At 64.1% G+C, this 12240-nt stretch carries 12 protein-coding genes, 1 tRNA gene and 2 pseudogenes; 12 read left to right on the top strand and 3 right to left on the bottom strand.

Annotation, left to right across the window (positions count from 1 at the left end; genetic code table 11):
* Positions 1–69 precede the first annotated feature (69 nt).
* From ASE79_RS06245 to ASE79_RS22030, 12 genes and pseudogenes are all read left to right on the top strand, one after another.
* A complete protein-coding gene (locus tag ASE79_RS06245; protein ID WP_235516779.1) occupies positions 70–1287 on the top strand; it encodes an MFS transporter in 1218 nt (405 codons plus the stop codon).
* Positions 1288–1424: 137 nt separating this feature from the next.
* Positions 1425–2024 (top strand): alpha/beta hydrolase, encoded by a 600-nt coding sequence (locus ASE79_RS06250; protein ID WP_082445129.1) that lies wholly within the window; start codon positions 1425–1427, stop codon positions 2022–2024.
* A 159-nt stretch (positions 2025–2183) separates the two neighbouring features.
* Entirely contained in the window at positions 2184–3074 is an 891-nt protein-coding gene (locus tag ASE79_RS06255; protein ID WP_156359559.1) for a fatty acid desaturase, read from the top strand.
* On the top strand, positions 3071–3889 hold the full coding sequence (locus tag ASE79_RS06260; protein WP_056413541.1) for a phosphate/phosphite/phosphonate ABC transporter substrate-binding protein: 819 nt from the start codon (positions 3071–3073) through the stop codon (positions 3887–3889). The genes ASE79_RS06255 and ASE79_RS06260 overlap by 4 nt, the downstream gene beginning before the upstream one ends.
* Entirely contained in the window at positions 3886–4839 is a 954-nt protein-coding gene (gene epsC, locus ASE79_RS06265; RefSeq protein ID WP_056413544.1) for a serine O-acetyltransferase EpsC, read from the top strand. The genes ASE79_RS06260 and epsC overlap by 4 nt, the downstream gene beginning before the upstream one ends.
* Positions 4836–5618 carry a gamma-glutamyl-gamma-aminobutyrate hydrolase family protein gene (locus ASE79_RS06270; protein WP_235516777.1) on the top strand — a complete coding sequence of 261 codons (783 nt, stop codon included), beginning with the start codon at positions 4836–4838 and terminating at the stop codon, positions 5616–5618. Before epsC ends, ASE79_RS06270 begins: the two co-directional genes overlap by 4 nt.
* 229 nt (positions 5619–5847) lie before the next feature.
* Entirely contained in the window at positions 5848–6678 is an 831-nt protein-coding gene (locus tag ASE79_RS06275) for a chromate resistance protein ChrB domain-containing protein (protein WP_056413547.1), read from the top strand.
* A pseudogene (gene chrA, locus ASE79_RS06280) lies at positions 6678–8089 on the top strand (chromate efflux transporter). Before ASE79_RS06275 ends, chrA begins: the two are co-directional and overlap by 1 nt.
* 452 nt (positions 8090–8541) lie before the next feature.
* A complete protein-coding gene (locus ASE79_RS06285; protein WP_156359560.1) occupies positions 8542–9189 on the top strand; it encodes a hypothetical protein in 648 nt (215 codons plus the stop codon).
* Positions 9190–9233: 44 nt separating this feature from the next.
* On the top strand, positions 9234–10145 hold the full coding sequence (locus ASE79_RS20795) for a hypothetical protein (protein WP_156359561.1): 912 nt from the start codon (positions 9234–9236) through the stop codon (positions 10143–10145).
* A 96-nt stretch (positions 10146–10241) separates the two neighbouring features.
* Entirely contained in the window at positions 10242–10388 is a 147-nt protein-coding gene (locus tag ASE79_RS20800) for a hypothetical protein (protein ID WP_156359562.1), read from the top strand.
* Positions 10389–10426: 38 nt separating this feature from the next.
* Positions 10427–11422 (top strand): annotated as a pseudogene (locus ASE79_RS22030) (recombinase family protein); the annotation flags it as partial.
* Here the strand turns inward: ASE79_RS22030 and ASE79_RS21585 are convergent.
* The 3 genes from ASE79_RS21585 to ASE79_RS06310 all read right to left on the bottom strand — a co-directional run bounded on the left by ASE79_RS21585 (position 11381) and on the right by ASE79_RS06310 (position 12082).
* Positions 11381–11575: a hypothetical protein gene (locus tag ASE79_RS21585; RefSeq protein ID WP_056413561.1), complete on the bottom strand. Its 195-nt coding sequence runs from the start codon at positions 11573–11575 to the stop codon at positions 11381–11383. The pseudogene ASE79_RS22030 and the gene ASE79_RS21585 sit on opposite strands and share 42 nt — an antisense overlap.
* 3 nt (positions 11576–11578) lie before the next feature.
* Complete coding sequence (locus ASE79_RS21590) at positions 11579–11959, bottom strand: hypothetical protein (RefSeq protein ID WP_082445130.1); 381 nt, start codon at positions 11957–11959, stop codon at positions 11579–11581.
* 46 nt (positions 11960–12005) lie between these two features.
* Positions 12006–12082: transfer RNA gene (locus ASE79_RS06310), tRNA-Met, on the bottom strand.
* Between the last annotated feature and the right edge of the window lie 158 nt (positions 12083–12240).

Raw genomic sequence — 12240 nt, forward strand, 5'->3', positions numbered from 1 at the left:
GACGCCGTGACCCGTCACGTCCCACGGTGGATGAGCATCCCGAACCGCGTCCTCGCGGTGCTCTGCCTGATGTATCTGGTCCTTTACATCGACCGGGTGAATTTGGCGACAGTGGGCCCGCGCATGACCGCCGAACTGGGCATGAGCAACACCCAGTTCGGCTTGGCGATCTCCGCCTTTTCCTATCCCTATGCCCTGATCCAGCTTTTCGGTGGTCGGGTCATCGACCGCTTCGGGCCGCGACGCATGCTGCTGATCTGCGGTGCGATCGTTTGCGTGACGACCGTGTTGACCGGGCTGGTGGGCGGGATGGCATCGCTGTTCGCAGTGCGTCTCGCGCTCGGCATTGGCGAGGGTTTCGCGTTTCCGGCTGCGACGCGCGCCATGGCAACATGGCTGCCACCGGCGCGCTGGGGCTTTGCGCAAGGGATCACGCATGCCGCGGCACGGCTCGGCAACGCGCTGACCCCGCCGCTGCTGGTGGGGTTGATGGCGCTCGTGTCCTGGCGCGGGGCGTTCATGGTGCTCGGACTGGCGAGCGCGGTCTGGGTGATCTTGTGGCTGGTGGTCGCGCGGGAGAACCCTGAACGACATCCCGGCATGTCCGACGAGGAACGCGCCGAACTGGCTCCGGCCGCACAGCAGGCTGCCACCACGCCTCCCGTTCCGTGGTGGCGGCTCGCACAGCGGATCGCGCCCGTCACGGCCGTAGATTTCTGCTACGGCTGGACATTGTGGGTGTTCCTGACATGGCTTCCATCGTTCTTCTTCAAGAATTTCGGGCTCGACCTGAAGCATTCGGCGCTGTTCTCGGGCGGTGTGCTGTTGGGTGGCGTGATCGGCGACTGGGTCGGTGGAGCGGCGAGCGATTATATCTACCGCAGGACCGGCAGCTTGCAGGCGGCGCGGCGCAATCTGATCATCGTCGGGATGGTCGGCGCGTTCGTGTTTCTCGTGCCCGTGGTCCTCACCCACGATCTGACGACGGTCGCAATATGCCTATCGCTCGCGTTCTTCTTCTCCGAGCTTGTGGTGGCGCCGATCTGGGCCGTACCGATGGACATCGCGCCGCAATATGCCGGCACCGCCAGCGGCATGATGAACTTCGGCTTCGGTATCGCCGGTATCCTCTCACCGCTTGTGTTCGGCGCGGCGGTAGACCTGACGGGAAGCTGGTCGATACCGTTCTGCGCCTCGCTGGCGCTACTGCTGGTCGGCGCAGGTCTGTCGTTCTTCATGCACCCGGAAAAGCCCTTTCAAGCGTCGGACCTCGCTGAGCCGGAATAGGAAAAGCACCGCTTTACAGTACGTGGTGACTTATCGCGTGGAATCTAATCACGTCTGATCTCAGCCGAGGCCCAGGATAGAACGGTCTGGCGCGCATCCGAGAAGCTACATTGCGCCGCTGACCGGAAGAAGGCAGCTTGCGCGTTCACGGAAAGGGAGACCGGATTGTGTCTGTTGCTGTCCTGGATAGCCGTCGGCTGACGCTCATCGCACTCGTCCCCGACAAGGCCGTCTCCATATTCGGGCGGATCCGGGAGTTTCCGCGGTTTGGCGATGCGCAGCATATCGCTGTTCACAGTCGTACCGCTGCCGAGCGAACGGCGCTGGCCGCGCGGATCGATGCCGCCGTATCGGCGTCCGATCGTGCGGTCATGCTCCTGGCACAAGGGAGTGCCTGCGCGGCCGCCGCATGGTGGGCGCGACTGTCGCCGAAAGCGTATACCGCGAACGTCGCCGGCGCCCTGTTGGTCGCCCCCGAAAGCGCAGGCTCGCATCACGGTCATTTTGCGGCGCCGAAGATCGGCCTGCCCTTCCCGTCGATCGTCGTCGGCGCCGACGACGAGGCGCAGCGTCTGGGCGTGGAGTGGGGCAGTCGCCTCATCGATGGCCCGCTCCTGAGCGCGGCGACGGCGCCGACCAATCGCCTGCGCGCCATCATCGAACGCTTCACGTCCGGCGTGGTCGAGCGCGATGTGGGCGCCGCGTATCGCATCATCCAGGCGATCGGAGACGCCTAGCTGGACGGCAGCCGTCAAGTGAGACCGGCCGAACGTCTGGCGATGTGAGGCCCTGTCGGACGTCGCCGTGACGAAGCAAACCTATCCGAGCGGCGCACCTTTGCTTGCTTTCAATTCCCACTGATTAAGGGGATGTTGGCGACAGCAAAGGAGGTGGATATGCGAAATCTGGTCGCGAGGATGCCCGTCATCGAGTGGCTCACGCTCGCCATCGCCGTCCTGATCTACGCCGGCTGGATCGCGCTTACCGCGTTTCACGCGCAGGTTCCGCTTCCCGTGCTGATCATCCTCGGCGGATGGCTGGTCGCCTGGCAGGGATCGTTGCAACACGAGACGATCCATGGCCATCCGACCGGGGTCGCCTGGATCGACGGGGCGATCGGATTTGCCCCCCTGTCGCTATGGCTGCCGTATCGGTTGTATCGCCGAAGCCATCTCGCGCATCATGGCGCCAAGGTGATCACCGATCCCCGACACGATCCTGAATCACGCTACCGTCTATCCCGACACGGCGCCCGCGGCGCCTCGCTGCAGTCGACCCTGATCGGCCAGATGATCTTCGGCCCGGCCCTGTCGATCGGCCGATTCCTTATCGCCGAGGCGCGACGTGCCGTCCGCAGCCCGGCTGGCGTCGCGCGAGACTGGACACCGCATCTGATCGGCGTAGCCGCGGTGTTGTGGTGGCTGGATCATGTCGGACTGAACCTCGCCACCTATCTGCTGGCCTTCGTCTATCCAGGCACCGCGCTGACGATGCTGCGTTCCTATGCCGAGCATCGCGCCGACCTGGCGAGCCCCGGACGCGCCGCCATCGTCGAACGCGGCGGCCTGTTCGCATTGCTGTATCTCAACAATAATCTTCATGCCGCCCACCACGAACGTCCACGGCTCGCCTGGTATCGCCTGCCGTCCTATCACCGTGACCACCGGGACAGGTTCGTGGCGCAAGGCGCGCCGGTGTATCGCGGCTATGGCGAGATCCTAAGCCGGTTCGCGTTTCGATCGCATGACGACATGCTTCATCCCGATCACCGGGCACGCTCCGCATGACGCGACTGGTCGCTTCGCTCGGGATGTACGATCACCCGGCGCAACAGGGCGCGAACGATCGAATCTGGTCCGCGATCGTCCGTATCCTGCGAACACGCGGGGTCGACGGCGTACCCGGTGTCCTCGACAGGACGCGCCACGTCCATGATCTCTGGCGGGACCCGAAGCTGCTGTTCGGGCAGGCGTGCGGCTATCCGCTGATCACCGACGATAGCCCTGCCCTGCAAGTCATCGCCTTGCCGATCTACGACGTGCCGGGGTCGACGAATAGCGCCGCAACGCACGCCAGCGTGCTGGTGGCGCGCGCGAACGATGGACACAGATCACTGGTCGACTACCGCGACACCCGCGCCGCGATCAACGATCCGCAGTCGAACACCGGCATGAACCTGTTCCGCGCGACGCTGGCGCCGATCGCCGAGACGGATGTCTTCTTCGCCAGCGTGGTGCAGACCGGATCGCACCGCGCCAGTGTCGCCGCAATCACCGCAGCGGACGCGGATATCGCCGCGATCGATACGGTCACCTATGCCACGCTGATACGTCACGAACCCGATCTGACCGCCCCGCTCAAGATCGTCGCGCGCAGCCCCGCCTCGCCAACCCTGCCGTTTGTGACGTCGGCGGACACGAGTATCGAGACGATCGCGGCGCTGCGGCTGGCCTTGCAGCAGGTCATGACGGACCCTCGCCTCGCGGACGATCGCGCCATGCTAGGGCTGGCAGGTATCGTTATCGCAGACGCTGACGCGCTGCCCCCGATCCGCGCACTGGAACGCACCGCGATCCGCTTCGGCTATCCGTACCTGCGATGACCGCCGCGTCACATCAGCAAGTGTCCGATCTCGACGACGCCATCGCGGACCTGCGCGCCGCGCGCAACGCCTGGCGACGCGAGGATGGCGGACGTCACAGCGTCGCGCACTTCCCGTCGCGCATCGAAGTCGAGCGCGCGATCGGCGACCTCGTCGTCGCGCTGTTTCCCGGTCGCCTAGGTGGCTATGCCGGGGATGGCGCGGGGGAAGATGCCTTCGTCGCTTCCGCACTTCGTCGCGCTCTGACGATCCTGCAGCGACAGGTGGCGAGCGAACTTGCCTATTGGCAGGAGGAGTCGGCGCACGCATTCGACCCCAGCCAGCCGGCGATGATCGTCCGTCTCTTCGTCGCCGAACTCGGGCCCATCCGCGAGATGGTCGACGCCGATGTCCGCGCCGCGTTTCTCGGCGATCCCGCGGCACGCAGCGCGGACGAGATCCTCATCTGCTATCCCGGTATCGTCGCCATGCTCCATCACCGCATCGCGCATGCGCTCTACAATCTGGGCGCGCCGATCGTTGCGCGGATCGTGTCCGAACTCGCCAACACGCGCACCGGCATCGACATCCATCCCGGCGCCACGATCGGGCGCGGCGTCTTTATCGACCACGGCACCGGCGTCGTGATCGGCGAGACCGCGATCATCGGCGACCGGGTCCAAATCTACCAGCATGTGACGCTTGGCGCGCGCAGCCCGCTCGGCGTGACGGACATGTCGGTGCGCGAACGACTGGCCCGCCATCCGATCGTCGAGGACGATGTGGTGATCTATGCCGGGGCCACCATCCTGGGTCGCGTGACAATCGGTCGCGGCGCGACGATCGGCGGCAATGTCTGGCTGTTGGAGAACGTGCCACCCGACAGCGTCGTGGCGCAGCCGACCGCGGTGATCCTGAAAGGCGACGCCGCCACCCAATTGCACGAGACGCTGCGCGGGCGAACCGCGTGACGCGTTTCTTTCCCTCGTGTCGTCATACCAGCCGTCGCGATGCGGAGCCTGCACGCCCGGTGATCGGCGTGGTGTGCTGCAACGAAGTCGCCGATCGTCCGATCCAGGCGGTCGCGACCCGATTCATCAATCCGCTGGTGCAGTATGCGAACGCGACCGTGCTGCTGGTACCGGCGGTTGCGGCCGCACTGGACGCCCGGTCGCTGGCGACTCGGCTCGATGGCCTGCTGCTCACCGGATCGCGGTCGAATGTCGCTGGCGACCGCTACGGCGGGGTCGACGTGGCAGCCGATACGCTGGATCTCGACCGCGATACCGTGGCGTTCGATCTTGCCGCGCAGATGATCGAGGCGGGCCGACCGGTCTTCGGCATCTGTCGCGGATTGCAGGAACTGAACGTTCTGTTCGGTGGTACGCTGACCGATGCCGAAGCGGGGCACCACCGCGAGAACGGCGACGCGACGGCGTATGAAACGCTGTTCGATCATGTCCACGATGTCGCCTTGCAGACCGGCGGGCTGCTCGAAACGGCGATGTTGCGGTCAACTGTCACGGTGACGTCGGTGCATCGCCAAGGCATCGATCGGCTAGGAACCGGGCTGAACGTCGAAGCGATCGCGGCCGACGACGGCCTGATCGAGGCATTCTCCGCGCGGCCTTGCGGCGGCGACGTTATCGCCGTCCAGTGGCATCCCGAATGGGATGTCGCGGTCAGCGACGCCAGCCGCGCATTCTTCTCCCTGATCGGCCGATCGCTTCGAAATTCGGCGAACTCGTAAGCCAACACCCGCAGTGCGATCGGTTAGATCGTCGAAGATCGATCCACCAAAAACGCTGGTCGGGGCCATCTCGCCTACCGGAATCGATCGAGAAACGGAAATTGCCGGCTGCGATGTGTCAGCCTTGACATGGCGCGTACTTCGATGCCTTCTAGCGTTATGGGGACTGCGATCTCCCCACGAGGCGACAGGCTGGAGTATCGCGTCCCTATCGACCTGAGGACGCACAATGCCTGCGCTAAATGCCATCACCGTGGACAAGCTTGTTCGTATTGTCGGAACACCGAGCGCCCCTGTCGTTATCGATTTGGGGCTGGATACGGTCCAGCATACCATTCCCGGCGTTCTACGCCGGCCCGTCGCCGCTATGCCGGACTGGGCAGTTGGGTTCGTCGGCCAGTCCGTCATTGTCGTCTGCGAGGATGGCGGCGCCAAGGGTCAAGGCGCTGCTGCCTGGTTGCGGCAGGCCGGGGTCGATGCCGATTATCTCGTGGGAGGTTCACGCGCCTGGGCCAAGGCCGGGCATCCTGTCGTCGACCAAGCCGCGGTGCCGCTGCGCGACGCGGCGGGCCGAACGCTGTGGGTTACGCGCGCGCGCCCCAAGATCGACCGCATTGCCTGTCCCTGGCTGATCCGACGCTTCGTCGATCCCACCGCCATGTTCCTGTTCGTCGCTGCGCCCGAAGTGCTGGCGGTCGCCGAGCGGATGGGTGCAACACCGTTTGACGTCGAAGGCGACGGCGTGCGGTGGACTCACGAGGGTGATCGTTGCACGTTCGACGTCATGGTCGATGCTTTCGGCCTTGGCGGATCGGATACTCTGACCCGGCTGGCGACGATCGTGCGCGGAGCGGATACCGGGCACCTGGAAGCAGCGCCCGAAGCCGCGGGACTGCTCGCGGTGTCACTGGGTCTGTCGCGCATGTACGCCGACGATCTCGAACAACTCGACGCCGGGATGCTCATCTATGATGCGCTGTACCGATGGTGCCGCGATGCAACCGGCGAGACGCACAACTGGACCTCGCATGTTCCTGCCCGATCGAAGGAGCGCGTGTAATGGCCACCTCCTCGCAATCCGCGGGCTCCGTTTCGCTCGAACGGCCCGCCCCCGTGACGCTCGGCGTGGCCTTCTGGGTCTGGCTGCGCATCGCGTCGCTGTCGTTCGGCGGACCCGCCGGGCAGATCGCGATGATGCACCAGGTGCTGGTCGAGGAGAAACGGTGGATCGGCGAGCATCGTTTCCTGCACGCCCTCAACTACTGCATGCTGCTGCCGGGCCCCGAAGCGCAGCAGCTCGCGACCTATATCGGTTGGCTGATGCATCGTACCCGCGGCGGGATCGTGGCAGGCGGTCTGTTCATTCTGCCCGGCCTATTGTCGATCATGGCGCTGAGCTGGATTTACGTCCTCTATGGCCGGCTCGGCATCGTGTCGGCGATCTTCTTCGGCTTGAAAGCGGCGGTCCTCGCCATCGTTCTTCAGGCGGTCGCGCGGATCGGAGGCAGGGCGCTCAAGAATAATGTCATGCGCGCGCTGGCGGCGACCGCGTTCGTGCTGATCTTCTTTTTCTCCGTTCCGTTCCGTTCCCAGTCGTCGTCCTGGGTGCCGGCCTGATCGGCTGGCTTGGTGGACGTGCGGGAAACCCGGTCTTCCAGGTCGGTGGAGGGCATGGTTCGGCCAAGGGCATGATCGTCGCGGATGCAGATACGCTGCTCGGCGACGAGCTGCCGGCACACGCCCGCCCGACGATCCGGCGCGCTATCGCCGATGCCGCGATCTGGCTGGCGTTGTGGCTCGCTCCCGTCGCGGCCCTCGTGCTGTTGCTCGGGCCGGAAAACACATTCAGCCAGATCGCGATCTTTTTTTCAAAGATGGCGATGGTGACGTTCGGCGGTGCCTACGCGGTGCTTGCCTATGTCGCGCAGCAGGCGGTCGAAACACACCACTGGCTCGCCGCCCGGGAAATGCTCGACGGTCTCGGCATGGCGGAAACGACGCCGGGACCGCTCATCATGGTCCTCCAGTTCGTCGGTTTTCTGGGCGCCTACCGCGATCCCGGTGCATTGCCTCCGCTGCTCGCCGCCACGCTCGGCGGGCTGCTCGCGACTTGGGTGACGTTCGTCCCGTGCTTCTTGTGGATCTTCCTCGGCGCGCCGTTCATCGAGCGACTGCGCAACAACACGGCGGTTACGGGCGCGCTGTCGGCGATTACCGCGGCGGTGGTCGGCGTCATCCTCAACCTTGCCCTCTGGTTCGCGATCCAAACGCTCTTCCACAGCGTGGCGCCGATCGCGACCGGACCATTCCGTTTTGATGCGCCGGTGTTCGCCAGTCTTGATCTGTGGGCGCTGTTGTTGTCGGCCGCCGCGATCGTCGCTGTGCTGCGGTTCAAGACCGGCACACTGCCGACGCTGGCGGCAACGTCGCTGGCCGGGGTGGGACTCTATCTCGGCGGTGTTATCGCGTGACGCCTTTTCATGCCAAAAGTGGTTGGTCGGGCTGCTGCCCCACCATCTGAACGAACGGCTGTTTACGACGGTAGCCGCTCGATAACAGACGAGCGGCTCTCCACCAAAAACGGCCTTTCCGCTTCCAAATTTCGAGCGCTCGCACCGCCGCTGTATCGTGCGCGCGTTTCACGTGCGTAGGTTCCTCGATCCTTTTGCACTGGATCCTTTGTTGGTGCTGCGAGACTCGGGTTCGACGATGTTGAAGGCGTGCTGATCAATGGCGGGCAGGCGCATTTAATCAATCGTCAGCATATGCCGAGTCAGGCGCCGTGGACGAACGGAGACAATGATGGATACGATTGGCAATAACAACGCTGGCGTAAAGGAGCCGACGACGTCGGCGAAGCTGATGAAGACGGCTGCAAGCATCGCCTACGCCTACTTCTGCAACGCCTTCGACGATGCTCAGGATGCCCCGTGCATTGACTTGGCTGACGGGCCGAATTGCCGCCGGCATTGCGCGCCAGATCGACGACGGCGCTGTACATGCGGCGAGCACGCTGGATGGCGCGCGGATGGTGCTGGCATCGTGGTGCATGACGATCGAGGAAATACGCGACGATCCGGAGCAGCCGGCCACTGGGCAAAGCGCCCATCTCGCTCATACGATAGCTACCGCACTAGGTGTGCCGCACCTGCTACGCGGTACGACCTACAATTCGCGTAATTACGATGTTCGCAACTCCGTGGCGTCGGCGGCACTGCTGCAGGCGATGTTCGACGGCGATACGTGGCTCGACCGGGAACTGGCCGGTGTGGCAGGCCTGCCAGACAGCGGTTCCGCGGACCAGCGCGCACTTGCTGCGCGCATGGCTGATGTGGCAGTCGGTCGCATCATCGCGCCCTCGTCTTGCTCGGATGGCGAGTGGTGGCGGCGCGCTGATGCAGCAGAGCGCGATGCATCGACGCGTCTCTTCCCACAGAAGAACTTCGAACGGGTGCTTGAGCCGTTGCTGTTGGAAGAGTTGACGTCCACCGGCATACCTCAGCTGGACCGACTAAGCTCAGGACGTCAAAAAGCCGCGCGAACAGCTGGGAAGAGCAGGCTGCAAATCTGACGAGCCAGTACATCTGCGATACGGTGAGCCAGCGTGGCTGGCGCATGCAGCTCAAAGGCCTCGCAGGCGCGGCAGGCCGCCACTTCGATGCCATGGCGGCTGGAGAGGAACACGCAGCGACGGTCGTCGACAGCGCGCGCATGATACTCATCGACTGGGCGGTTGGATGCGACCGCACTGCCTCAGCCGGAGATGTCCGAGTCCTCATGGTAACCCAGGAGCGCGCGTTGCACGCGCTGGGACACGTCGGTCTCGCGCACCTGAGCGCCCGCAACGAGCCACAGCTGTGCCCGCAGGCGCTGCACGATCAGGTGCGCGATGCGGCGCGCCGCGCTGTATCGGCAAATCGTGGCACCAAACTCGATCTTGATCTGCACCGCTTCAACGACTCGTTGGTCGACGGCCAAATCGCTGCAATCAGCCGTCTCGCCGTACAGCGCGCAGCGGACCGTGGCTTCGCGCACCCGCAAGGCGGTACTGCGACAGATCCGGTGAGGTGGTTGGAGCGCCAGGCCCGCGAAGACTTGATCAGCGCCGCGCTCAAACAGGCCGTGTCGGCACTGCAGAAATGCCGAACCCATTATGCTCGACCGGCGCCGCCAATAATCTATCTTGGTGCTCACGGCCGCGCCGGTTTCGAGCCGAAGGAACTTGCCGCGTTCGAGCCACAGGTCGCGCATTCGGGCGAGCGAGTGCGGTTCCGCTCGTCCCAGATCGACGCCGACGGTGCGATGACCACAGCGGAAACGCTCGCGCTCCGCGGATCGGGAGGCCGCCTTATCGCGCGGTACCGGGTGGACGGTGATGGCCGTGATTACCGCGATGAGGATTTGATCCGCCTCGGTCGTCGGCATGCTGATGGCCGCGCCTTGTTCGACCGTGCAACGTGGACCCCACCAAAGACGAAGTTGAGCCTGATGGCGACGCGAGCCATGAACGGCGGCATGGGCATGTGACGCTATCGGACCGGCGGCCGATTTCGGCTGCTGGTCCTGCGTTTTCGGCCACGACTCGCGTGGGTTGATCGATGCTTTTTTCGTTTGGGCTGTTGGATGGCACACCATCCCCGCCTTACTCCGCCGCTCCTCCCTGCCGAACCTGCCCGCCAGAAGGCGGCACTGGCGCTGGCACGGCTGCTTGCGCGCGACCTCGCCCGGACTCATCTTGGCGAGCACAGCCGCACCGACACGGAGATGTAGTGATGAGAGTTGCGCTCTACGCCCGTTATTCGACCGACATGCAAAAGCGAGAGACCATCGCGGTGCAGAAGGGCAACATGCGGGCGTATCTTGCCAAGGCCGGCTGGCAGGAGATCGGTGCGTGGGCCGACGAGGCCATCTCTGGCGCAACGTTGAACCGTCCAGGCATTCAGGCGCTGCTGGCCGCCTGCGAACGGCGTGAAGTCGATGTCGTGCTGGCGGACGAACTCGACCGCTTATCGCGTGGACAATCACATACCGCCAAGGTTTACGAGCGGTTGCAGTTCCTCGGTATCCGCCTGGTGACAGTAGCGGAGGGGGAGATCACGCGGCTGCACGTCGGCATGAAAGGGACGATGAACGCCGAGCAGATCTCGGCGACGTCGCGCAAGACCCGCGACGCGCTTGCCGATAGGCACATGAAAGGTCTCAATGCCGGTGGGCGAGCATATGGCTACGAACTGGATTTTCAGCTCGATGCACGCGGCGATCGCATCCCGGGGCACCTCAAGGTCAATGCGTCCGAGGCAGCGCACATCGTGTCGATCTACGAACAATATGCCATGGGCCGCTCTGCCAAGGCCATCGCAGCCGACCTCTACCGTCGCGGCGTACCCGGCCCACGGGGCGGCAAATGGTCGGCCTCCACAATCAACGGCAACAAGAAGCGAGGGACCGGCGTCCTCAACAACCAAGCTTATGTCGGTCGCCCCGAGCATCAGCGTCAGACGTTCCGCAAGGATCCGGAAACCGGCAAGCGACACGCCTTCGCGACGGCCGAGGGAGTGAAGAAGACTGCCGAAGCCCTGCATCTGCGCATCGTGAGCGACGAGCTATGGGGACAGGTGAAGGCGCGCCAGAAGCAGACTGCATGTCCGCACGGCTCCGATGTGACGCCCTTCTGGGCCAAGCAACGCCCGAAGTACCTGCTTACGGGTAAGGTTATGTGCGGAGTGTGCGGGTCGAACTATGGCAAGGTCGGCAAGCTCCGTTCAGGTTGTCACGCGAACACCAACTACGGCGACGCCGGCTGCACCAACAAACTGACGATTCGTATCGGCGAACTCGAAGAGCAGGTGCTGGCAGCGCTGAAGGACGACATGCTGCAGCCCGACGTGGTCGAAGCGTTCGTCAAGGAATATGTCGCCGAGAGCAATCGGCTCGCCCGCGAACGCGAGCGTGATCATGGTTCACTCCGCCACGAACTTAAAGGCATCATCTCGGGCATCGAGCGGCTGACCGCCGCCATCGTCAAGGGGGTCGATGCATCGCTGGTACGTGAGGAGCTGAACCGTTTGGGTCAACGCAAGGTAGCGCTGGAGGAAATTCTGGGCGCTAGTGCCGAACCGTCTGGACCCGTGATGTTCCATACGCGGCTCGCGCAGATCTACCGGCACAAGGTCGAGAATCTGTTGTCTGCCTACACCAACGAGGCCAGCCGCACGGAGGCGCAGGAAGTAATCCGCGGACTTATCGAACGCATCGTGCTGACACCGGTCGATGGGGCATTGCAGGTGGAAATGACCGGTGAGCTCGCAGCGATGCTTCTGATCAGCCAGCCGGCCAGACAAAAGAAATCCCCGGGAGCTGATGCTTCCGAGGTTCGACAAGTCAAGATGGTTGCGGGGACAGGATTTGAACCTGTGACCTTCAGGTTATGAGCCTGACGAGCTACCGGGCTGCTCCACCCCGCGACGGTCCGGTTAGGGACTGAGGGTAGATGACGTGTGAATGGGTTTTGATATTCGTGTGTTTGCATGTTGCACGGGCTTCAATGCCTGGCGACGACCTACTCTTCCATCGCTTGAGCGATAGTACCATTGGCGCAGTCGGGTTTCACGGCCGAGTTCGG

Origin of the sequence: Sphingomonas sp. Leaf28, from assembly GCF_001421685.1 — a bacterium.
In the GTDB taxonomy this organism is placed as follows: Bacteria; Pseudomonadota; Alphaproteobacteria; order Sphingomonadales; family Sphingomonadaceae; genus Sphingomonas; species Sphingomonas aurantiaca.